At 46.3% G+C, this 23,731-nt stretch carries 18 protein-coding genes; 4 read left to right on the top strand and 14 right to left on the bottom strand.

Annotated elements, in window-relative coordinates:
• Nucleotides 1-51 precede the first annotated feature (51 nt).
• Entirely contained in the window at nucleotides 52-129 is a 78-nt protein-coding gene (locus tag CGC65_RS32500; protein WP_227126364.1) for a putative holin-like toxin, read from the bottom strand.
• A 416-nt stretch (nucleotides 130-545) separates the two neighbouring features.
• Complete coding sequence (locus tag CGC65_RS32495) at nucleotides 546-623, bottom strand: putative holin-like toxin (RefSeq protein ID WP_227030990.1); 78 nt, start codon at nucleotides 621-623, stop codon at nucleotides 546-548.
• A gap of 374 nt (nucleotides 624-997) precedes the next feature.
• Between CGC65_RS32495 and CGC65_RS10490 the strand changes: the two genes are divergently transcribed.
• Nucleotides 998-2,041 carry a PDDEXK nuclease domain-containing protein gene (locus tag CGC65_RS10490; RefSeq protein ID WP_007037737.1) on the top strand — a complete coding sequence of 348 codons (1,044 nt, stop codon included), beginning with the start codon at nucleotides 998-1,000 and terminating at the stop codon, nucleotides 2,039-2,041.
• Nucleotides 2,042-2,694: 653 nt separating this feature from the next.
• Here the strand turns inward: CGC65_RS10490 and CGC65_RS32490 are convergent.
• The gene (locus CGC65_RS32490) at nucleotides 2,695-2,772 is read right to left on the bottom strand and encodes a putative holin-like toxin (protein ID WP_227030990.1); all 78 of its coding nucleotides are present in this window, start codon (nucleotides 2,770-2,772) and stop codon (nucleotides 2,695-2,697) included.
• Between the two features lie 354 nt (nucleotides 2,773-3,126).
• Between CGC65_RS32490 and CGC65_RS10480 the strand changes: the two genes are divergently transcribed.
• Both CGC65_RS10480 and CGC65_RS10475 read left to right on the top strand, forming a co-directional pair.
• Nucleotides 3,127-6,021 carry an NACHT domain-containing protein gene (locus CGC65_RS10480; RefSeq protein WP_002569435.1) on the top strand — a complete coding sequence of 965 codons (2,895 nt, stop codon included), beginning with the start codon at nucleotides 3,127-3,129 and terminating at the stop codon, nucleotides 6,019-6,021.
• A gap of 2 nt (nucleotides 6,022-6,023) precedes the next feature.
• Nucleotides 6,024-6,482: a low molecular weight protein-tyrosine-phosphatase gene (locus CGC65_RS10475; RefSeq protein ID WP_002569436.1), complete on the top strand. Its 459-nt coding sequence runs from the start codon at nucleotides 6,024-6,026 to the stop codon at nucleotides 6,480-6,482.
• Nucleotides 6,483-6,510: 28 nt separating this feature from the next.
• On the opposite strand, the gene CGC65_RS10470 is transcribed toward CGC65_RS10475, so the two are convergent.
• From CGC65_RS10470 to CGC65_RS10435, 8 genes are all read right to left on the bottom strand, one after another.
• A complete protein-coding gene (locus CGC65_RS10470; RefSeq protein WP_002569437.1) occupies nucleotides 6,511-7,935 on the bottom strand; it encodes a glycoside hydrolase family 1 protein in 1,425 nt (474 codons plus the stop codon).
• Between the two features lie 16 nt (nucleotides 7,936-7,951).
• On the bottom strand, nucleotides 7,952-9,388 hold the full coding sequence (locus CGC65_RS10465; protein WP_002569438.1) for a PTS transporter subunit EIIC: 1,437 nt from the start codon (nucleotides 9,386-9,388) through the stop codon (nucleotides 7,952-7,954).
• 73 nt (nucleotides 9,389-9,461) lie between these two features.
• Complete coding sequence (locus CGC65_RS10460; protein ID WP_002569439.1) at nucleotides 9,462-12,014, bottom strand: DNA internalization-related competence protein ComEC/Rec2; 2,553 nt, start codon at nucleotides 12,012-12,014, stop codon at nucleotides 9,462-9,464.
• A gap of 22 nt (nucleotides 12,015-12,036) precedes the next feature.
• Nucleotides 12,037-13,053, bottom strand: a complete 1,017-nt coding sequence (locus CGC65_RS10455) for a GerMN domain-containing protein (protein ID WP_002569440.1) — start codon at nucleotides 13,051-13,053, stop codon at nucleotides 12,037-12,039.
• A complete protein-coding gene (locus CGC65_RS10450) occupies nucleotides 13,050-14,519 on the bottom strand; it encodes a sensor histidine kinase (protein ID WP_002569441.1) in 1,470 nt (489 codons plus the stop codon). Before CGC65_RS10450 ends, CGC65_RS10455 begins: the two co-directional genes overlap by 4 nt.
• Complete coding sequence (locus CGC65_RS10445; protein WP_002569442.1) at nucleotides 14,520-15,389, bottom strand: DegV family protein; 870 nt, start codon at nucleotides 15,387-15,389, stop codon at nucleotides 14,520-14,522. It lies immediately after the preceding gene.
• 15 nt (nucleotides 15,390-15,404) lie between these two features.
• Nucleotides 15,405-17,180, bottom strand: coding sequence for an ABC transporter ATP-binding protein (locus tag CGC65_RS10440; protein WP_002569443.1), 1,776 nt, complete (start codon nucleotides 17,178-17,180; stop codon nucleotides 15,405-15,407).
• A gap of 225 nt (nucleotides 17,181-17,405) precedes the next feature.
• Nucleotides 17,406-18,299, bottom strand: coding sequence for a LysR family transcriptional regulator (locus CGC65_RS10435; protein WP_002569444.1), 894 nt, complete (start codon nucleotides 18,297-18,299; stop codon nucleotides 17,406-17,408).
• Nucleotides 18,300-18,421: 122 nt separating this feature from the next.
• Between CGC65_RS10435 and CGC65_RS10430 the strand changes: the two genes are divergently transcribed.
• Nucleotides 18,422-19,924, top strand: a complete 1,503-nt coding sequence (locus tag CGC65_RS10430) for a cation:proton antiporter (protein ID WP_002569445.1) — start codon at nucleotides 18,422-18,424, stop codon at nucleotides 19,922-19,924.
• Between the two features lie 107 nt (nucleotides 19,925-20,031).
• Here CGC65_RS10430 and gpmI read toward each other — a convergent pair whose 3' ends face one another.
• The 3 genes from gpmI to CGC65_RS10415 all read right to left on the bottom strand — a co-directional run bounded on the left by gpmI (nucleotide 20,032) and on the right by CGC65_RS10415 (nucleotide 23,692).
• The gene (gpmI, locus tag CGC65_RS10425) at nucleotides 20,032-21,573 is read right to left on the bottom strand and encodes a 2,3-bisphosphoglycerate-independent phosphoglycerate mutase (protein ID WP_002569446.1); all 1,542 of its coding nucleotides are present in this window, start codon (nucleotides 21,571-21,573) and stop codon (nucleotides 20,032-20,034) included.
• Nucleotides 21,574-21,671: 98 nt separating this feature from the next.
• On the bottom strand, nucleotides 21,672-22,424 hold the full coding sequence (tpiA, locus tag CGC65_RS10420) for a triose-phosphate isomerase (protein WP_007037727.1): 753 nt from the start codon (nucleotides 22,422-22,424) through the stop codon (nucleotides 21,672-21,674).
• Nucleotides 22,425-22,474: 50 nt separating this feature from the next.
• Entirely contained in the window at nucleotides 22,475-23,692 is a 1,218-nt protein-coding gene (locus CGC65_RS10415) for a phosphoglycerate kinase (RefSeq protein ID WP_002569448.1), read from the bottom strand.
• Between the last annotated feature and the right edge of the window lie 39 nt (nucleotides 23,693-23,731).

Genomic DNA, 23,731 nt, shown 5'->3' with positions numbered 1-23,731 from the left:
ATATTTTATGTATCTATAAAAATAGTCACATTTGCTTTGGGAGGCGGGTGACTATTTTTTTGTACCTATAATCATAACGATAAGTACTCCAAACGCTATCATTAAAGAAAGTGCCTCATATGTACTCATGTTATACCACCTCCTTTCGGAGATGGAAGTCACCCAGCAGTAGGAACTGCCTGTACTAATTATACAAAAAAGCAATGTCACTGCATAGGGCATAATTAAAAAGAGGCGCTTGTATACCTTATAAAATTATAGTAAAACTCTATATACAAAATATAAGTGGAGATTTGACGAATGACTAACCGAAATCATACTACCTAACATCCTTTTCGTCAGCCACGGCAATATGCTCCGGGCATTCCAATAGGATTGAATGTATATGAAAAGAAAAATGCAAGAAAAACACTGAGAAATCATGATTGACAGATAAACCAAAATTGGTTTATAATAAAGATACAAAAAAGGCAGTTCACTCCAGTGAGTGGCTTCCAAGTTAATAGCTTAATTAAAAATAGTCACTAAGCTTGGTAGGCGGGTGACTATTTTTTTGTACCTATAATCATAACAACAAGTACCCCAAACGCAATCATTAACGAAAGTGTCTCATATGTACTCATGTTATACCACCCCCTTTCGGAGATGGAAGTCACCCAGCAGTAGGAACTGCCTGTATTAATTATACTAAAAACTTTCGTCACTGCATAGGGCATAATTGAAACGTGACGCTTGCATGCCCTATAAAATTATAGTAAACTTTATTTACAAAATATAAATGGAGATTTGACGAATGACTAACCAAAACCATACTACCATTAACATCCTTTTCGTCTGCCATGGCAGTATCTTGAAAAGTCCCGGAATAGCCAGTAGAATCAATGGTTTTACGGCAGATAGAGGCGTTTACTGCACCACTACTACACCATTTTTGAAAGAGCTTTGATGTGACAGGGAAGCACGTTAAAATATAATTATTATAGGAAATCGAGGTGACATGATGGAAAATCATTTGACGCCATACCAATCAGTTATTTCAGAAATTAAGAGTATTATTTCCTCTGGACAAGAAGCTGCCTATAGCGCCTCTAGCAAGGCAATGCTACTTACCTATTGGAATATCGGAAAACGAATTGTAGAGCAGGAACTGGGTGGCAGTGAACGTGCAGAGTACGGTAGAGGTTTGATTTCTGCATTGGCAGATGATTTGACAAAGGAGTTTGGAAAAAATTATTCCAAAAGAAATTTGCATTATTACATTAAATTTTATCAGTGCTTTCCCGATGAGCAGATTGTGAACGCGTGCGTTCACAATCTTAACTGGACGCATATTAGGAGTCTTCTCCGTGTTACGGATGAAAATGCACGTTATTGGTATATGAAGGAGGCGGTTGACGAGAGCTGGAGTTCAAGAACCTTAGATCGTAATATCAGTACGCAATATTATCATAGACTTCTTCAAACTCCGAAAAAAGATGCTGTAATTGAAGAAATGAAACGGAAAACCGCGGAATTTCAAAAAAATCAATTTGAATTAATCAAAAGTCCAGTGATTGCAGAATTCCTTGGATTCAAAAATGAGGATACTTACTTAGAGGGAGAGTTGGAATCTGCCATTCTTTCACATATTAGAGATTTTTTGATGGAATTGGGCAGAGGATTTGCGTTTGTGGCTCGTCAGCAACATATTGTAACGGAAGCTTCGGACTACTATTTAGATCTCGTTTTTTACAATATCGAACTGAAATGTTATGTCTTAATCGATTTGAAAATGGGCAGAATTACTCATCAGGATGTAGGACAGATTGATATGTATGTACGCATGTATGATGATTTAAAGCGAGGGCATGGAGATAATCCCACCATTGGGATTTTATTGTGTTCAGAAACTGATGAGGATATTGCCAGATATTCGGTACTTCATGATAATGACCGATTGTTTATGTCAAAATATCTGACTTATTTGCCTACAAAAGAGCAGTTGAAAGCAGAGATTGAGCGTCAGAAAGAAATTTTTTCTATGCAGCATTCAGATTTTTGAGAGAAATGGAGGTGGCAAGATTGAAAATGAGAAGTAGCGGTTATCCAATACCTTAAGGGACTGATTAAGCTGACCGAAAAGGTAACAATTCTGTGGTGGCTTGTATTTTGAAAGCGATTGAAATAGAGCCGACAATGTATCAAAAATGGATTTCAAATTCTATCGGAGAAAATTATAGTACAATAAAATATTATATGGAATCCATGAAAAATCATGAATTATAAGGAGAAGGTTCCAGCCAAAAAGGAAAGAGATTTATCTTATAGAAGATATTTTGATTTTAACACCACTTACTACACCATTTGCCCATGAATTTGCGTATATTTATATAGAATAGCGTAGGTTTGGGGAAAAACACGAAAAATGAAAAAGCGCCGGACAGCCCGTAATACCAAGGTTTGAAGGCTTATGAAGGGATATAAACAAGATGATTAAAATACTATTTATTTGCCACGGCAATATGTTCCGGGGCATTCCAATAGGTTTAAATGTGTATGAAAGGAAAATGTGGGAGAAAGAATGAAAAATCACAATTGACAGAAGATCCGAAAATGGCTTATAATAAAGGTACAAAAAAGGCAGTTCACTCCAGTGAGTGGCTTCCAAAGAATAACAACTAAAAAATAGTCACCACAGCTTTGGGAGGCGGGTGACTATTTTTTTGTACCTATAATCATAACAACAAGTACTCCAAACGCAATCATCAAAGATAGGGTCTCATATGTACTCATGTCATACCACCCCCTTTCGGAGATGGAAGTCACCCAGCAGTAGGAACCGCCTATACACATTATACGAAAGGATGAACTGCCTGTAAAGGATACAAATGGAAACCAGCTCTTGTTTATTGGACAAATTTATAGTAGACTTTAGCTATCAAAAAGTAACGGAGATTTCGCGTATGACCAAACAAGTTCAGAATAACATTAAAATCCTTTTCGTCTGTCACGGCAATACACTCCGAGGCGTTCCAATAGGTTTGAATGTGTATAGTAGGGAAAACGCAAGGGAAACTAGTTGGACAAATTTTTTGAAGATTAAGTGAAATAATAAAAGTATAGGGAAATTGAAAGGGTAAATGAAATATGAATATCTCTGTTATGATAAATGACTTTATAAGGCAAAATATTCAGTCTGAGGCTGAAGTGAGAAGCAAACTGATTGTTCCTTTATTAGAACTATTGGAGTATCCTAAGGATTTGAGAGCGGAGGAGTTCCCAGTATATGGTTATGAAGGAAGTAAAGCATTAAAAACAAAAGCAGCAGATTTTTTACAATTTACATCAAATCAATTTGATAAATATAGAGGGAAAACTGATTTAGAAGTAGACTGGGTATATAAACATAGTTTGCTTGTTTTTGAGGCAAAAAAGCCTACAGAAAAAGTATTGGTAAAAGGACAACCAGTATTTTATTCAGCATGGACGAAATCGGTTGCTTACATGATTTCAAACGGAATTAACATAGAAGGTTATATCGTGAATGCAAACTATTCTGATACATGTGTATTTTCATGCAGAGTTGAAGAGATTCCTGAAAAATGGGAAGAGATAAATCTTTTAAACTATGATAGAATTCTGGAATTAAAGAAATCATCAGATGAAAAGGATAAATGGACTAATAGAGATATTTATGAAAAATACAAAAATGCGATGCGGGTACATTGTACAGAAGAGTTATGCATATGCGTAGATAGAAGCTTAAAGGAATTTGCATATGATTTAAATATTTTAAAGAATGGAGAAAATAAAGATTTTGGCGACATATTAGATAATACATCAAAAATAATCACATCAGAACCTGGAGGTGGAAAATCGTATCTGATGTGGATGCTGATGCGTGAGTATCTGACAAAGTGTAATGGGGATGAGGATAAAATACCGGTAATTTTAGAAGGAAGGTATTATGGAAAAGTATTTAATTCCATAGTAGATGGAATTTATCAAGAAGTTAATTTGCTGTTGCCTTTTTTAACAAAAGAACTAATTGAAAAACGTCTGCGAGAAGGTGGTTTTGTAATTTTATTTGATGCTATAGACGAAGTAGAACAAGATTATGATGTTTTGGTATATAGTTTGCATCAACTAAGGAGAAATACAGACAATACAATAATCATTACATCAAGAATGCAAAATTATAAAGGAGATTTTTGTTCTGAGTTTGCACATTATTCTCTGGAACCGTTAGATGATCATAGGATTGTTGATTTGTTGAAGCAATACTCTCAAGGGGAGATGCAGATTCAAATTCATCAAATACCAAAAAGATTAATGGAAATTTTAAGAATACCATTGTTTTTAAAGATGTTTGTTTCTATATCAAAGAAGGAGGACAAATATAGAATTCCGTCTAATCATGCGGCATTATTTCAAGAGTATATTAATGAGAAAATGAATGTACTTTCATGTTCTCTGTATGATAAAACGATTATTAAATCAGTGCTAGGTAATTATGCAATGTATAGTTTTGAAAATGGGGACAGTACTGAACACTTTTTTGAAATTATGGATAATGCTTGCACCGATCTAAATAAAACAAAAATATACGAAAAAATATGGAAAACAGGGTTGATGTCTGAGGGCTTACAAGGAATTAAATATTATCATAAAGCAATTCAAGAGTTTTTTGCTGCAGTGGAATTATCTACGTGGGATAGAGATAAGCTTACCGCCTGGCTGGATAGCAATGCATTGAAAGAAAAATACAATGAGATACTTTGTTATTTGACTGGTATTATTTCAAATCAGCAAAAACAAAATTATGTATTGGATTACTTGGAAATACACAATTTAAAGTTATTTGTAAAGGCACTTAAATCCAGAAGAAATTTTGATGTTGTTGAGATGGATTTGAATTTTGAATACGCTCAGAGTTATTATGCACAAATTTTAAAAACTTATGACAGTATAGTTCAATCCTATTTTTATAAAATATGCCATGTTTTTGATGGGTACAGTATAAAAGGAACCGGAAAAATCTGTATCCGTGGCTGTATGAATTTTACGAAAAAATCTATTTCTATGATAATTTATAATGGAACATCGGATGCCAAAAGTTTGGATATTACAGTATCTGATGAAAACGGTGTATATATGGCAGTAGCAGATGGAACCGAGATACCAATAAATTCATCAGTATTTACGGCGGGACATTTGCATGAACGGTATTACAATTTAGAGTTGTTGTCTTATGGGTTTGATTCTTCCAGGGAAATTGCAATTGATATAATAAAAAGTCAAATCACAGAAATGTTAGAGCAAAAAAGCGTGTTTGATATTGAGATAGATGTATTGCTAGCGGAGCGCATAGAAAAAGAATTGAAAAAATTGCGAAATAGGAGAGAAAGTCAAAATAACAGACAGGATTTAAGCTTATATTCTAATGATATAAATTATGTTATTGATAAAGTAAATGAACTGGGGATATATAATCAAGATGTAGATATGATTACTACTTTTTGCAAAGTATTAGGACTTAGAATGGATAATGCGGAGAGTCTCCTAGATATTAAGGAGGATTTGACTTTGGCTCCAGGAAGACATTCATATTGGTTTGACGAATTATATTCAGATGAGCAGTTAGTAAAAAAAGTTGAAAGAATACTTTCCTTATCGAATGAAGCAATACAAACGATAACTACGAATATTATTCCGGTATTATCAACAGTAAAACCCATAACCAGAAAGATAGGAATTGTTCATCGAAAAGGTAAATTTTCTGGCGTTAGTTATATGAGAGTGGAAGTCAGGGAGAATGAAGATACGACTCCAATAATTGAATTTGGAGAAGATAATATTGATATATACCCTAAATTAGATCCGTATTATGTTAATAAATTAAAAGAAATTGGTAAAAGTGAAAGTAATGTTCTTGGGTCAAGTTCAGCTGTTTTAGATTTATATTTTAGGGAGGACGTATTTCATGATCAGATTTATGGAGAGATAAAAGATTTGTTTAAGGAGTTATTAGGAGACATATGAAGATGATAAAAATACTTTTCGTCTGCCACGGCAACATCTGCCGCAGCCCCATGGCCCTCTACTATTTCCGCAGCCTGCTAAAGGAAAGAGGCCTGTCCGGCATAATTCAGGCAGATTCCGCTGCTACCTCCACCGAGGAAATCGGTAATCCTGTACACCACGGAACCCGCGCCAAATTAAAGCAGGCCGGCATTCCCTGCGAGGGGCACCGGGCAAAACAGATGACGAAGGCAGATTATAAATCATTTGATTACCTGATTGGCATGGACAGCTGGAATATCCGCAACATGCAGCGTATTGCAGGCGGTGATCCGGACCACAAAATTTTTAAGCTTATGGAATTCACCGGTTCCGGAAGGGATGTGGCCGACCCTTGGTACACGGGTGACTTCGACACCACCTGGTCCGACGTCACGGAGGGCTGCGCCGCGCTGCTGGATTATATATCAGAGCGTCTTTAAACATTACTCTGCCTTCCTTTCTGACAGCTTATATGGTTGCCCCGTTTGTCTCTATGACACGGCGGTACCAGTGAAAGCTGTCTTTTTTTATGCGCTTAAGGCTGCCTGTCTCATGCTCGTTCCTGTCCACATACAGAAATCCGTACCGCTTTCTAAAGCCTTCATGGGAACTGAGCAAATCCATAAAGGACCAGGGCGAATACCCCATTAGCTCCACGCCGTCATCCAGCGCCTGTCTGCATGCCTGGATGTGCCTTCTCAGATAGTCAATTCTGTAACTGTCATGCACCTTTCCATTTTCAGTAAGGATATCGGCTGCCCCCAGACCATTTTCTGTTATGAGAAGGGGAAGCCGGTATTTCTGATAATAACGGTTCAACACAATCCGAAGGCCCATTGGATCAATCTGCGCCCCATACTCTGTCGAAACCAGATGAGGATTTTTCACATGGGAAAAGTATCCATACTGGTCAAAATCCACCTCATTGCCCGGAAAGCACCGTTCCCCCACAGGATGAATCTCATCTGCCGGAAGATATCTGACACAAAGTGTCCTGTAATAGTTGACAGCAATGTAATCAGAAGCGCCCCATTTGAGTATCTCCTCATCCCCATCCTCCGCGGACGGCATAATATTACGCTCTTTAAGATACCGCCTGTAGTATCCCGGATATCTGCCATATTGATGCATGTCCAGACAGTATTCCGCCTTAAACCAATCATTGTTCGCCGCAGCCCACACATCCTCCGGACGGGGTGTTTCCGGATAGGTACAGCAGGACGACACGGCCGGGCCTATCTTTCCTCCGGAAACCAGCTCATGGCATGCCTTTACGGCCAGGGCATGGGCCAGAAACATATGATAATCCATCTGGGCCCTGAGCCGGTCTGCCTCCCATTTATCCGCGGCATCAATATTCATCCTCTCATCCACCCGCACCATCAGGTTCTGTTCATTGTGGACCTGCCAGTATTTAACCCGGTCGCCAAAAGCCCTGAAGCATATCCTGGCATACCGTTCAAAGGCCAGGACACACCGGCGTGATTCCCAGCCATTGTATTTTTCCGCCAACGCGTAGGGCAGGTCAAAATGGTACAGGGTGACAAAGGGCTGGATTCCCCTTGACAGCAGGCAGTCAATGATTCTGTCATAGAATTTAATCCCCTCCTCATGAACAGCTCCATCGCCATCCGGTATGATTCTGGCCCACGCAATGGAGAACCTGTACATTTTGAGCCCAAGCTCTGCCATGTAATCAATGTCCTCCTTCCAGTGATGATAGAAGTCACTGGCCACCTTAGTATCTGCCTGTATATGGGATCGTTTAAAGGAATTGAAATCTGCCACTGTCATCCCTTTTCCTCCCAGATTCCATCCCCCCTCAATCTGAAATGCGGATGATGAAGCCCCCCACAAAAATCCTTCCGGAAATTCTGTCGTTTTCTGATGCATTGTTTCCCTCCTGCAGTTAATTCCTTTCCCATGAAGTTTCCTCTGGTTCCTGGTCCATATCCTCAAATCCCAGCAGCATTGTCAAAATGGCAGACCCGAAGAATGATATACCAATACCAGCCAGATAAAAGAGGAATTTTTTCATTCCAAAAGCAGCATAGGTTGCCAGTGTAAGGATACCGTTATTTGCAAAAGCATCCCCGTACACGCCTCCCGCCCCCATGACAGCCCCTCCTGCGGCTCCGCATATAACCGCGTAAATCATAGGACGTTTAAGCCGCAGGTTACACCCATAGATGGCAGGCTCTGTTATGCCGCAGACAGAGGCTGCCACTGATGCCGATGCCGCCACTGCTTTTAGCTCCCTGCTTCTGGTCCGCATCATAACCCCCAGGGCAGCCCCGCCCTGAGAAAAATTCGCAGCCCCTGCAAATGCAAGCAGGTTTTGCCGGCCGTTCAGTGCCACATCCTGGATTCCAATAGGTACCAAGGCTCTGTGGGATCCAAAAATAACAAACACACACCACATGCCTCCGATGAAACCGCCGCACAAAACAGGACTTATTCCCATAAGGCCTGTGTAGATAAAATGAATTATATTTCCCAGATAAATTCCCACCGGCCCAAACACCATAAATACCGCAGGCACCATTACCAGCAGGGAGAGCCCCGGTACCAGAATAATTTTCAGAACCTCCGGTATCACCCGCTCCAGAAACCGCTGTACATAAGCCAGGATAAACACACCTATTATAATAGGGATGACTGATGATGTGTAATTGGCCCTGGTCAATGCCACTCCCAGCATGCTGATGTGTTCTTCCCCTGTCATAAGACTGAGAACCGAAGGGTAACACATGGTTCCCCCCAGAGCCATGGCCACAAATTCATTGGCCCCAAACACCCTGGCGCTGGTATAGGCCAGGATGATTGGCATAAAATAGAAAATCGCATCCGTGGCAGCCAGCAGGATTACGTAGGTATGGTTTCCTGTAATGTCGATGCCTTGATTGGATGCCAGCATCCTGGCTATGGTCAGGAATCCTTTCAAAAGGCCAGATGCAGCAATGGCAGGTACCATAGGCGTAAACATGGAGGAAACCGACTGAATCATTCTGTTTCCCAAATGACTTCCCGGTGTGTTTTTCTCTCTGTCCTTACTGTCCCTATGATAAACCTTTTCTCTTTTTTCACCCGCTTTTCTTTCTGTACCGGTCATTTCCTTCAGCAGGTCATATATCCGGCCTACCTTTGTCCCCATGACAACCTGGAACTGGCCGCTGCTTTCCACAACCGCTATCACACCTTCTATCCGCTCTATCTTACCGCGCTCTGCCTTTTCCGGATCCCTTAATTCAAACCGAAGTCTGGTAAAACAGTGTGTCATCTCCCTGATATTCTCTGCCCCGCCTATGTGAGACAAAATCTCGTTAGCTGTTTCTTGATAATTCATCCCCTGCTCCTTCCAAGATTCCACAATCTCTTCCATATTTATAATATGGCTGTCAGAAGCGTATTTCATCCAGCTAATTCTGACGAGATTTTTCCTCCAGAAATGCATGGACCCGCAGCGATGTACCGTTTGTTTTAAGTGTTATGGCTCCCTTTTTTCCGGTTTCCAGAACCGCAATCCCCTGCCTCCTGAAACGCTCCATTGTCTCCGGCGACGGATGCCCATAAGAATTTTCCTTTCCATAGGAAACCACAGCTAATTGAATCCTCAATCGGTCCAGAAATACCTCCGATGAAGATGTCCTGGAACCATGATGGGCTGTTTTCAGTATCTGTACATGATTCAAATGTATATCCTGCAGGGCCCCCTCCTGTTCTGCCAGTCTGACCAGACTGCTCTCCTGTTCTTCCCCCATATCTCCTGTAAACAACATATGAAATCCCTTATAATCCCCGCACAAAACCAGAGAGTGGCTGTTACGGTCCTTCCTGCCAAAATCTTCACCGGCATACAGACAGGTAAGCGTCAGCTCCCCAGTTTCCACCCAGTCTCCGGTTTTCATATAAACCACAGCTGCCCCTTCTCTCCTGGCCAGTGCAGCCAGATTTTCATATACCTCCTCCCCCTTTCCCATCACTGGCAGCACCAGGGTACCTATTCTTATGTCCTCTGACTCCTCCAGCAGGTATATAAGACCGTTTATATGGTCGCTGTCTCCATGACTTACCACCGCATAATCAATCCACGATATTCCCTGGCTTTTTAAATAAGGCTCCAGCACAATATTCCCCAGTTTTTTCTGGCTGCTGCTGCCTCCATCTATGAGCACCGCCCTCTTACCAGACCTGAGCAACAGGCCGTCCCCTTGTCCCACATCCAGACAGACAACCTCCAGTCCTTTTACGGGACGCGGGACCAAAGCCGCAAAACTAAGGGCATAAATCCCCAAAAAATACATTAACATCATGGGTTTACAACTGATGGAAGATATGCGTGTTTGTAAATCCCTTTCTGCCAGATAAGCGTTACACCTTGCAGGAGATTTTGCCCGAATAAAGGCACTCCGGCCCCTGATACAAAACAGCACAACTGCTGTTCCCATTCCGTGTATGCCAAAATACATTACCAGACTGCCCGGCGACGGACGCCCCAGCACCAGACTGTATCCGGGCAGCCCTTCCGCAAATTTGCACAGCAGCTCATAAAACCTCAAAATATAATGTCCGGCCCCCACTGCTGCCACTCCTCCCTGGATCCAGAAGCTTCCCAGTACAATCCCCAGAATACCCGAATACATTAAGATAGAAACAAGAGGTATAACCAAAAGATTTAAAAAAATGCCGTAAAGCGGATGCTGAAAATAGTGGTACAGCACAATGGGCGTAAGTACGATTTGTACGCTCAAGCTGATAAGAAGCGTCTTTTCCCACGCCCGCTCCAATTCAAGGAATGACTGCACCCATCCTCCCAATCCGCTGATCGCCAGAACTGCCCCAAAGGACAATTCAAATCCGCTGTGGTACAGCAGATAGGGCTGTCTGTACAGAAGAATTAAGGCTGCCGCTCCCAACGCCGACAGGGTGTCGTAGCTTCTTCCTTTAACCGCCGCCAGCCACAGGCATACTATCATGATAACCGCCCTTATGGCGGAGCCGGAACTGCCTGTCATTATTCCATAGCTGATAACAAGAACAGCTGATATCATCCCGGCCTTGCCATATCCGGCTCCGGCCCGACGAATCATCAGATAGATCCCTCCGCCGATAATAGCCAGATGCTGTCCGCTGACAGCCAGAAGATGTGAAATTCCGTTGCGCTGGTACATATCCCGCATCTCCGGATTCATATCAGATGTATCTCCCAGAAGCACGGCTTTAAATACAGCCACATCCTCCGGCATGCATATCTTTTCAAGTACACCGGCACATTGCATCCGAAACTCTGCGATTCCCTTGTAATAAGGGATTGCCTCTCCTCCCGCCACTGCCAGGTTCTCCCCGTACAGCCTGCATGCAGTTCCCTTTGTTCGGTAATAGGTCCTGAAATCAAATTCTCCGGGATTTCCCGGCCCTTCCACCGGAGCCAGCTTGCCTCTCACCTGTACTTTTACCCCCACAGCCAGCTCTTCCCCTAAGTCAGAATCATCTTTCTCCGTTGTCCTGTTCTCCGCATACACCACCATCCTCCTGAACTTCACAGACCTTTTACCTGCCTCGGCCGTCACCTCCTCCAGCATAAGGGTAATCGTATTTTCCTTTTGTTCTGCCTTTTTAATTACTCCTCTTACCAATATCCGGGCGCCGGTCATGGTCCGGGCCACGGACTCCTCATGGTCCAGAATCCCTTTTTCCTGCTGTCCTCTTGTCATTCCCACAGACGAACCAGACAGTAGACATACCAAAAAGAGCAGAAGCACTCTATGTTTCCGGTTGCTCCTGCCCTGCATCTTCGCTCTTGGAGCAGAAGGGCGCAGTACTCCCCTCCCTGTATCCAAAAGCCATAGGATTCCTGCCGCAGCTGCACACAGCCACGCCAGAACACCTAAGTCCACCGCCGTCTTAACCTGCAGGGCCAGCACCTCTCCAAGTACGTAACCTGCTGCCAGTACAACCAGCGGTCTCTTCATATTCAGTTAAATTTCCTTTCGTCTATTCATTCTTTCCGTCAATATAATTCTGGCTTCTCTCAAAGGTGGTATTTAAGGACACCACATCCCGGAACATCACATCCTGGGAGCCGTTGATCATAATCTGCACCTTTGTCACCGTTGTCATCTCTGAAAGAGAATCCACAATGGAATAGATCGGGATATACTCATTCACTGCCAGAGTTGTATTGGCAAAGGCGGAATCAAAGTTGATATAGCATACATTATCTGTCACTGACAGGCTCAGTATCTTGCAGTCCGACGGAAGCGTGGGATTATGCCCCTCCTGTCCCGGTCCTGCAATGAGCTGCTCTACTACCAGCTGTTCCAGGGAGGTATTGATGTTGTGGACTACCTCCCGTTTCTCCGGCACCAGGCGGTTGCCTGTCTCATCGGCAAAATACAGGGTCAGCTCCGTCTTTTCGTAGGCATTTACATTGCTGGTATTCATGATAAAATCAGTGGCCGACAGCATTCCCACCGGATTTCCCTGCCGGTCCATCAGAGGCTGGTCACCGCAGTAAATATTGATATAGTCAATTCCCTCAATCTGCGTCAGGGTCCTGGTGAGGGCTGCCCGGCAGAGAATCTCCCGTTCCGCCTTCATGGCTGTGTAATTCATGTCGAAGTACAGATACAGCACCTGTTCCTCCTGGCGGCTCCCCTGGTAGGTCACCCGGTCCGTCAGGCCGGGCTGGCAGTCCAAATCCTTTGGCACATTCAGGAACTGGTCCATCAGTTCATTCACCAGCTCCCCCTTATCCTTTGTTTCCGTCTCGTACTCCTGGGGAACCAGCTTGGTGATGGACGCATTCAGATAATAAATCAGATATCTGCCCTCGGCAGGATTGGAGACAGGGCTTTCCCCCTCTCCGCAGCCCGACAGCAGGAATACAACCGCCATCAAAGGCAGTATCAGCCTTTTCACCGCATGTATTCCCATGGTATGTCTGCTCATGACATGTCTGCTCACGGTATTTCTGCTCACAGTATGTCTGCTCGCGGTATGTCTGCTCATGGCTTTGCCTCCTGTCTCGGTACATAGTTAAGGGGTATCCTCACGCTGAAGGTGGTTCCCTCTCCCACCGTACTCTCCACATCTATGATACCATGGTGCATCTGAATGACATTTTTCGCGATAGCCAGTCCCAGCCCGGTGCCGCCCACTTCCCTGGAGCGGGCCTTATCCACCCGGAAAAACCGCTCGAATATATGTTCCAGCGCGTCCTCCGGTATCCCGATACCGGTGTCAGCCACCTTGATGTAGAAATATTTGTGATCTGCATCCAGGGTCACGCGAACCATACCTGAATCCCGGTTGTATTTGATGGCATTTTCCACCAGATTGGTGATTGCCAGGGATATCTTTACCTTATCCACATCCGCTGTCACTTCCCGGATGCTCTCCAGGATCAGTTCCACATTTCCACGTTTGGCAATGGGACGCAGACGTTTTAAAATCAGCTCCAGTTCCCCGTTGATATTCACCTGCTCTATGTTCATCTGGTCCTCGGCTGTCTTATCCATTTTGACCAGCATCAGCAAATCCTCTATGATCTGGTTCTCCCGGTCAATCTCATCCGAAATATCCGTCATAAACTCCCGGTACAGCTCCACCGGCACGTCTTCCATCCCCATCAGGGAATCAGCCAGCACACGGATAGAGGTGATGGGCGTTTTCAGCTCATGGGACACATTAGAGACAAACTCCTGGCGCGACTGGTCTACAGCCTTGAGCTTGCTCAGGGACTTCTGGACTGACTGGGACAGGAGTCTGGTCTCCCTGTAAGTCTCCTCTGTGATGTCCGCATCCAAATCTCCCTGAGCCACCCTGTCAAAGGACATCTGAAGCTTCTTAAAAGGACGCAGCAGCAAATGGGCCGCCGCCACCCCCAAAACACTGATAAGAAGAACCATACACACCAGAAACAGATGGGACTTTCCCATAACCTTATCTGTCAGGGACAGAATGTTCTCCGTGGATGCGGTAACCACAATGACTCCGCTCACAGCTTTTGCGTCCGCCGTGTCATACACGGGAATGGTCTGGGCAAAATACTGCATATCCTTGTTGTAATGGCTGCTGTTCTCACCCTTGAAACACTTGATGACTTCTTCTGATAAATAATACTTTCCCGTGGCCAGATTAAAGGTATCTGTCACCACTCGGAAATTGCTTCCCACAATGACAATTCTTCCGTTATAGACATCAGACAGGGTCTGCATCTGGCTGTCCAGGCTGGCATTGTTCTTTTTCTCGGCCGTCATATAGCCGGACCGGGTCATCTTATTGCTGAGTATAACACACTGGTTCTGTATCTCTATAAACCTGGCGTCCAGCTGGCTCTGCCGGAATGTTCCCAGCATAATGCCGGCCTCCAGAAAGAGAGGAATCAGGGCAGCGCCTATGATGATGGCTGTCAGCGGTACCTTCATGCTCATGCCGAAGGTACGCAGCTTCTTAACAAATTTCTTTTCCGACACTTATTCCAGCTCCTTTAATTTCCTGGTACAGGCGACTGCCAGGGCGCCAGGGCCGATATGGCATCCAATGCTGAGGGACAGGGGAGCCCCAAACACGGGAACCCCGGGATACAACTCCCTTACAGTCTCTTCCAGCTCCTGGGCTGCCTGCTCACTGCATGTATGGGCAATCTGCAGATAGGTGTGTTCTGCCTTCGGATCTGCCAGACGATCCTCCAGGTCATGGGCCAGGGCAGTCAGCATGATGGTCTTGGCCTGCTTCATGGTCCTTGCCTTTGCAAACGCATCCAGCTTTTCTCCCTGGATGGTGAGCACCGGCTTTATTTTGAGCAATGTCCCCAGCGCTGCCGCAGCAGGTGTAATCCTGCCCCCCTTTTTCAGATATTTAAGGGTATCCACCGTGATATAAATGGAGCTGTCAAACCTGGTTGCCTCAAGCTTTTCCTTTATCTGCTCACCGCTCCATCCCCGCTCTGCCAAATCCCTGGCGTCCAGGGCAGACTGTCTCTGGGTAACAGAAATCCTCTGGTTGTTCACCACCTGAACGCGCCCCTCATAATCTTCCGCCAGCATAAGAGCCGTCTGGCAGGAACCGCTGAGTCCGCTGGACATGGGAATGTACACCACCTGATCATGGTCCTCCAGAAGCTGTTCCCACTGTTCCGTCACGTCTTTAGGCGATGGCTGGGATGTGGTGATTTCAGCCCCTTCCTCCATCCTTGCGTAAAAATCTTCATGGCTTAAATCAATTCCCTCATAAAAAACCTGCCCATCTATCATGAAAGGCATGGGAAGCACATATATGCCCAGCTCCTTTGCCTCATCCTGCGTTACTCCGCTGTTGCTGTCCGCAACAATAGCTATTTTCATATTAAATGTTCTCCTTTATGCAATCCCCTGGTTCAGCCTGTTTGCAGTTGTATATAACTGGTAATACATTCCCTTCTTCTCCAGCAGCTGTTCATGATTCCCCTCTTCCACAATCTTATTGCCTGCCAGCACAAGTATGCGGTCCGCACCCTGGATGGTGGTCAGGCGGTGGGCAATAGTAAGAGTGGTACGGCCCACTGCCAGCTTCTCCAATGACTGGGATACCAGGTATTCACTCTCATTGTCAAGAGCCGATGTAGCCTCATCCAGAATAAGAATGGCCGGGTTCTTCAGGAATACACGGGCAATGCTGATACGCTGCTTCTGTCCTCCTGACAGCTTGACCCCCCGCTCGCCCACATACGTATCATATCCGTCCTGCAGCTCAGTGATAAACTCATGGGCGCCTGCCAGTTTGGCAGCTTCCATAACTTCTTCCCTGGTGGCTCCCGGACGCCCGTAGCTGATATTCTCATAGACAGAACCTGAGAACAGGTAAACGTCCTGCTGTACCACGCCGATGTTGGAACGAAGGCTCTGCAGTGTAACGTTCTTTATATCCTGCCCGTCTATGGCAATGCTGCCTGAGGTGGTATCATAAAACCTGGGCAGAAGGTTGCACATGGTGGTCTTACCGCCGCCGGAGGGACCTACCAGGGCAATCCTCTCCCCTGGCCTTACGGTGATGTTAATGTCCTCCAGTACTGGCACATGGTCATCCGGATACTCAAAACTTACGTGGTCAAAGGTAATGGCGCCCTTTACATGCTCCATCTTCTTTGCATTTTTGCTGTCCTTGATATCCGGCACCACATCCATGATTTCCTGGAAACGTTCGATACCGGTGATTCCACGCTGGAACTGCTCCGCAAACTCTATGATTCTGCGTATAGTGGTAAGAAGGGTGGTTACATACATGGTATAGGCCACCAAATCTCCCGGCTCCACCTTGCCCTGAATCATGAAAATGCCTCCTGCCACAATCACCACCACATACATCAGTCCGTCAAAGGACCTGGTGGTAATCTGAAAAGCCGCCATGTAGCGGTAGGTATACTTCTTAATATCCATGAAATCCCGGTTGCCCTTGCCGAACTTGGCAATCTCCACCGGCTCATTGGCAAAGGCCCTGACCACACGGTTGCCCAGCAGGGTGTCCTCAATCTGGGCATTGAGCTCGCCTATCTGGTTTCTCTGCCTGCGGAATGCCTCCTTCACCTTCATGTTAAACCAGGTACAGGAAATAATCATAACCGGCACCAGCACAAATATGAGCAGGGTCAGTTCCAGATTGATGCCTGACAGGATGATGAAGGAGACCACGGTTTTTAGGGCTGCTATAAAGAACTCCTCCGGACAGTGGTGGGCAAATTCCGTCACGTCAAACAAATCACTGGTAATACGTGACATGATCTGTCCAACCTTTGTGTTGCTGTAATAACTGTCTGACAGCATCTGCAAATGCTCAAAGGCGTCCTGGCGCATATCTGTTTCAATGTATACACCCATCACATGCCCTGTATAGGCCATGTAATAGGCTGCCAGGGAGTCAATAATCCGCAGAAGCAGGTACAGACCGCCGATTCTGATTACAATTCCGGCTGTCATGGATGCCAGATTCTGCATCCCCTGGTTTGTGATATAGCGCAGCATCAGAGGAAGAATCAGTTCTCCCAATGTAGTCAGAGCCGCACAGAATAAATCAAATATCAGAATCTTCTTATATCTTCCATAATATGGAAGGAAGCTTTCCAAAAGCTTCTTCGTTTTCATACCTTTTTTTCCAGACACAATTCAAACTCCTATCATATGTTATATCAATTAAAATTATACAAAACAGGCCATCAGAGACTTCTACGGCCTTTGAGGGCACCAACTTCCATTTTATCCTATTTCCCATAAAAATGGAAGGGATATTTCATAACTTTAAAACCGTAACTTGAAAGCCGCAGCTTGAAAGCCGCAACCGCTCAGGCAGCCCATCTTCCCGGCCGGAAAAGCCCCTCACAGGAAATATTACTTTGCCTTCAGCTGTTCATAGATACCGCGAATATTCTGGATAAACTCCGGATGCAGGAAATCCTTCTGATATACCATGTCGATCTGGCGCACCATGGAGGAATTTTCAATGGGAATAATGGCCAGCCGGCCGCTGGCAAGTTCTTCGCGGCAGGCGCTTTTGGCAATGATGGTAATTCCCAAATCCATGGTTACCAACTCCTTGATCATGGACACGTTATCCAGTTCCATCATCACGTTAAACTCTTCCAGGCTCATGTCCCTGGCCCCCAGATGTTTCTCAAACAGCTGCCTTGTGCCTGCGCTGCGGCTGCGCAGAATCAGCTTTTCATGGCGTATCTCCTCCACGGACACTGTCTTGGCCCTGGCCAGACGGTGCATGGGCGAAACAGCCAGACACAGGTAATCCGTGTCCAGGGTGGTGGACACTAACGCCGCATCCGGCACCCCTCCCTCCACCACGGCAAAATCCAATTCATATGCCTTCAGGCGGCTATAAATTTTTTGAATGGTATTGACAGAAATATTTATATGTATATCCGGATTCTCATTACAGAGGGTGGCCAGCACCTGGGGAATAATGGTCTCCCCCGCCGTGGGGGTGATGCCTACATTCAGATGGCTGGTCTCCGTCTTGCTGTCCTCAATAGCCTGGCAGGCGTTGGAATAAACGGCAGCTGCCCTGCGGGCGTACTGCACCAGAATCTTTCCCTGGGGAGTCAGCTTCAGTTTGTTTTTGCTCCTATAAAATATTTTTATATCGAACTCATTTTCCAGCAAACGAATCTGATGACTCACCGCCGGCTGGGTCAGATTCAGCTTCTGAGCTGCCTTAGTATAGCTTCCGGACTCGATAACAGCCAGAAGAGTCTTTACTTTCATGTCAAACACAGGCCAGTCCCCCTCCATATATAAATATTTTTTATATCCCAATCAAATAATATCATTTGATTTTATCACCAAACACTACTATAATCAAGCAAAACAAAAAAACGCAGAAAGGAGTGTTGATTATGGCACTATTTTTATCAAACCTGGGAGCAGCAGGAATCATATTGACCATAGCAGTCATGCTGGCATCCGGCTTTCTGTTGACACGAATCACAAAGCGGCTTCACCTGCCTAATGTTACCGGTTATATTATTGCGGGAGTCATCATCGGGCCCTGGTGCCTGAATCTTGTCCCTTCACAATATATTGGACAGATGGATTTTATCACAGACCTTGCCCTGGCATTTATCGCATTTGGAGTAGGAAAATATTTCAAACTGTCATCCCTGAAAGCCAATGGAAAGAAAATGGTGATTCTGACCCTGTTTGAATCCCTGACCGCAGGCATCTTTATCACAATTGTCATGCTGATTATGGGGTTATCCCTGTCCTTCAGTCTGCTTTTGGGAGCCATCGGCTGCGCCACGGCCCCTGCCTCCACCATTATGACCATCCGGCAGTACAAGGCCAAAGGGCCCTTTGTGGACACCATCCTGCAGGTGGTTGCCCTGGACGATGCAGTGTCCCTGATAGCCTTCAGCGTGTGCGCGGCCTTTGTCCAGGCCAGCTCCTCAAACGGCTCTGTGACGGTTTCGCAGATTGCCTTTCCGGTGCTCTTTAACTTATTGGCCCTGGCGCTGGGAGGACTATCCGGTGTGGTGCTCAGCAGGCTGATACACAAGCGCCGCAGCAAGGACCACAGCCTGGTTCTGGCCTGTGTCACCATTATGGGCGTGGCCGGAATCTGTACTTCCCTTAATGTTTCTCCCCTGTTGGCATGTATGGCCTCCGGCGCAGCCTATATCAATGCCAGCGGCAACAAACACTTATTTAAGCAGTTAAACCAGTTCACGCCTCCCCTCCTGGTGATGTTCTTCGTGCTTTCCGGTATGAGGCTTTCCATTCCCAGCCTGGCAGCTGCCGGCGTGATCGGTATTGTTTACTTTCTGGTCCGCATTGCCGGGAAATACACCGGTTCCGCCCTGGGCGCCGCGGTTACCCACGCTTCACCGGAAATCCGCCGCTACTTTGGCCTGGCGCTGATTCCTCAGGCCGGCGTTTCCATCGGCCTGGCTGTGCTGGGGCAGCGCATGCTCCCTGCCGAAAGCGGCCAGCTGCTTTCAACCATCATCCTGTCCAGCGGGCTTTTGTATGAAATGGTAGGGCCTGCCTGCGCAAAAGCTTCCATCAAGTTATCCGGAAGCGTTCCGGGAAAGGCAGCTGTTGATAAGGCAGCTGCTGGAAAAGCCGCTGCTGGGAAGGCCGCTGCTGAAAAGGCCGCTGCTGGGAAGGCCGCTGCTGAAAAGGCCGCTGCTGAAAAGGCCGCTGCTGAGAAAGTGATTGCCGGCAGTTCTTCTGCAAGCGGACCAGATATCGCCAAAGCAGACGGAGTTGAACAGCCTGTGCATAAAGCGGGCGCCGCGGCTTTGGAAGAACAGACACGAAAAAAAGCCCCGGACACCGGCAATGATACAAATGATACGGTATCGGCCCAGCAAGTCCGCCCAAGGCATGCTGTCGTCTGACTGATTTTAGATTCATTTGCGCCTAATCCAGCACTCTTCGGCCAAAAAAGCCAGCCCCGGACATTCGGAGCTGGCTTTTACGCATATTTATTCTCACTTCATTCTTCTTACTTAACCAGCAATGATTTGCCGGTCATTTCCTTAGGCTGCTCCATTCCCATGAGCTCAATAAGGGTGGGAACGATATCGCACAGGGCGCCGCCTTCACGCAGCTTGCAGGATGGGTCTGCATTTACCAGGATGAATGGTACCGGATTAGTGGTATGAGCTGTAAATGGCTCCCCGGTCTCATAGTCCACCAGCTGCTCCGCATTTCCATGGTCCGCACAGATAAACATGACGCCGTCCACTTCCCTGATGGCCTCCACTGCACGGCCCACGCAGGCGTCCACTGTCTCGATGGCCTTGATGGCTGCGTCCTCTACCCCGGTATGGCCTACCATGTCAGGGTTTGCAAAGTTGATGATGATGACATCGTATTTGTCGGATTTGATGGCTTCCACCAGCTTATCGCACACGCCGTTGGCGCTCATCTCAGGCTTTAAATCATAGGTTGCAACTTCCTTTGGAGAAGGAACCAGAATGCGGTCCTCACCCTCGTTGGGTTCTTCCACACCGCCGTTAAAGAAGAAGGTCACATGCGCATATTTCTCAGTCTCCGCAATCCTTACCTGTGTCTTTTTGTGGGCTGCCAGGAATTCGCCAAAGGTATTGGTGATACTCTCCTTCTTAAAGGCAACCAGCTTGTTCTGGATGGTCTCATCATAATCCGTAAAGCATACATACACCAGGTCCAGCCTTTTCTCCCTTGGGAAGCCGTCAAAGCTGTCGTCGCAGAATGCACGGGTAATCTCCCTTGCACGGTCCGGACGGAAGTTGTAGAAAATCACGGAATCCTTATCCTGGATGGTGGCCGCAGGCTTGCCGTCCTTCATCACCACAAAGGGGATGACGAACTCATCTGCCTTGCCGCTGTCATAAGAAGCCTGGATGCCTGCAGCAGCGCTTTCAGCCTGATTTCCTTCGCCCTTTGTCAGAGCGTTGTAAGCCAACTCCACGCGGTCCCATCTCTTATCACGGTCCATGGCATAGTAACGTCCCATGACAGACGCTACCTCGCCTACGCCGATCTCCTTCATCTTTGCTTCCAGCTGCTCCACAAAGCCCTTTCCTGATTCAGGAGGCGTATCGCGGCCATCCAGGAAACAGTGTACATAAACCTTCTTTAAGCCGTTCTTCTTAGCCAGCTCCAGCAGGCCGTAGATATGGGTGTTGTGGCTGTGTACGCCGCCGTCAGACACCAGCCCGAACATATGAAGGGCAGAATCATGTTTTTTGCAGTTTTCAATTGCTGTGAGGAACTCCGGAATCTGGAAAAAGTCCCCATCCTGAATGGATTTTGTGATTCTGGTCAGTTCCTGGTATACGATACGACCTGCTCCCATGTTCAGATGACCTACCTCAGAGTTGCCCATCTGTCCCTCGGGAAGTCCCACTGCCATGCCGCTGGCCTCGCCCTTTACAAAGGGGCACTGGCTCATGAGCTGGTCCATAACCGGAGTCTTGCCCTCGCATACAGCGTTGTGCTGGCAGTTATCGTTCAGTCCGTAGCCGTCTAAAATCATTAATACGGTTGGTTTTTTACTCATTTTCAATCTCCTTCTGTTTTAAATGCCCTGCCGCCTTATGGCGCGTGAATCCCGCATTGGGTCACGCTCCGGTCAGGAGCAGGGCACACATTCCGTTATTACTTGTTGTAATTTACAATCTTGCCAAAGTCAGGCTTTAAGGAAGCGCCGCCTACCAGTCCTCCATCCATATCCGGCTGTGCGAAAAGCTCCGGAGCGGAAGATGCGGATACAGAGCCGCCGTACTGGATACGGATTGCCTCAGCTGTAGCCTCATCGTAAATCTCTCCAATGCATACACGGATAGCTGCGCAGACTTCCTCAGCCTGCTCTGTGGTAGCCACCTTGCCGGTTCCGATTGCCCAGATTGGCTCGTAAGCAATAACCGCAGTCTTAGCCTGGTCAGCTGTCACATTCAGGAATGCAATCTTAATCTGCTGGCGGATCCAGTCAATGGTGATTCCCTGCTCCCTCTGTGTGAGTGTCTCTCCGCAGCAGACAATCGGTGTGATGCCGTGTTCAAAGGCCTTTAACACCTTTTTGTTCACGGTCTCATCTGTCTCTGCGAAATACTCGCGTCTCTCTGAATGACCGATGATTACGTACTTAACGCCGGCGTCTACCAGCATGTTGGGAGAAATCTCGCCTGTATAAGCGCCCTTCTCCTCATAGTACATGTTCTCGGCTCCGATACAGATATTGGATCCCTTAGCTGCTTCCATAGCAGGAATAATGTCAATGGCAGGCACACAGAATACCACATCCACATCCTCATTCGCTACCAATGGCTTTAACTCGTTTACAAGGGCAACCGCCTCTGACGGAGTCATGTTCATCTTCCAGTTGCCTGCTATAATTTTCTTTCTTGACATTGTATTTTACCTCTCCCTTTCACACTGTAATCACTTATGGGAAAACCGAATTAAGCTTTGTTGTCAGCTGCAGCCACACCTGGCAGTTCCTTGCCCTCCAGGAATTCCAGGGAAGCGCCGCCGCCGGTGGAGATATGGGTCATCTTATCAGCAAAGCCCAGTCTCTTCACAGCATTGACAGAGTCGCCGCCGCCGATAACCGTGGTGGCATCTGCCAGTTCAGCAACCGCACGGCATACTTCCAGTGTGCCTTCTGCGAAGTTGGAGAACTCGAACACGCCCATAGGTCCATTCCACACAACCGTCTTGGCGCCCTGCAGTGCTTCCTTGTAAAGCGCGATGGTCTTAGGTCCGATGTCAAATCCTGACCAGCCTGCGTCAATTACATCCACTACTTTATGCTCGGTGTCGTTGGAGAATTCCTTTCCTTCCACATGATCAACAGGAAGCAGCAGCTTAACGCCCTTCTCTTCTGCCTTCTTAATCATCTCCAGTGCATAGTCCAGCTTATCTGCCTCACATAAGGAATTGCCGATTTCCTGGCCCTGTGCCTTTGCAAAGGTGTAAGCCATACCTCCGCCGATAATCAGGGTGTCAACCTTGTCTAACAGGTTGTTAATTACATTAATCTTATCGGAAACCTTGGCGCCGCCCAGAATGGCCACGAATGGACGAACCGGATTCTCAACCGCCTGTCCTAAGAACCTGATTTCCTTTTCCATCAGGTATCCCACCACGTTCTCCTTGGTAAATCTGGTAACGCCTACGTTGGAGCAGTGTGCCCTGTGGGCTGTGCCGAATGCGTCGTTTACGAAAATGCCGTCGCACAGGTCAGCCAGCTCTTTTGCATAAGCCTCGCTTGCAGCATCGCCGTCTTTGAATTTGGTCTCCTCAACTCTGTAACGGGTATTCTGAAGAAGCAGAACCTCTCCGTCCTTTAACTCAGCAGCTACCTTCTGTGTCTCAGGCCCTGTTACCTTTGGATCGTCCACAAACTTAACCTCTACGCCCAGTCTTTCGCTCAGAGCAGGAGCAACAGGAGCAAGGCTCATCTCCGGAACGGGCTCGCCCTTTGGCTTGCCTAAATGGGAGCACAGGATAACCTTGGCGCCCTGGTCAAGAAGCTTCTTTATGGTAGGGATGGCTCCGTCAATACGGTTATAGTTCTGGATAACGCCTTCCTTTAACGGAACGTTGAAATCACAGCGTACCAGTACTTTTTTTCCCTGTAAATCTTTTAAATCATCAACTGTTTTCTTGTTTAACATATTTCTTTCCCCTTTCAGAGTCATTGATACATTTGGCGA

The organism is Enterocloster bolteae (genome assembly GCF_002234575.2).
Classification (GTDB): domain Bacteria; phylum Bacillota; class Clostridia; order Lachnospirales; family Lachnospiraceae; genus Enterocloster; species Enterocloster bolteae.
Note: the sequence above shows the minus strand (reverse complement) of the source record. Positions and strands in the feature narration are given on the sequence as shown.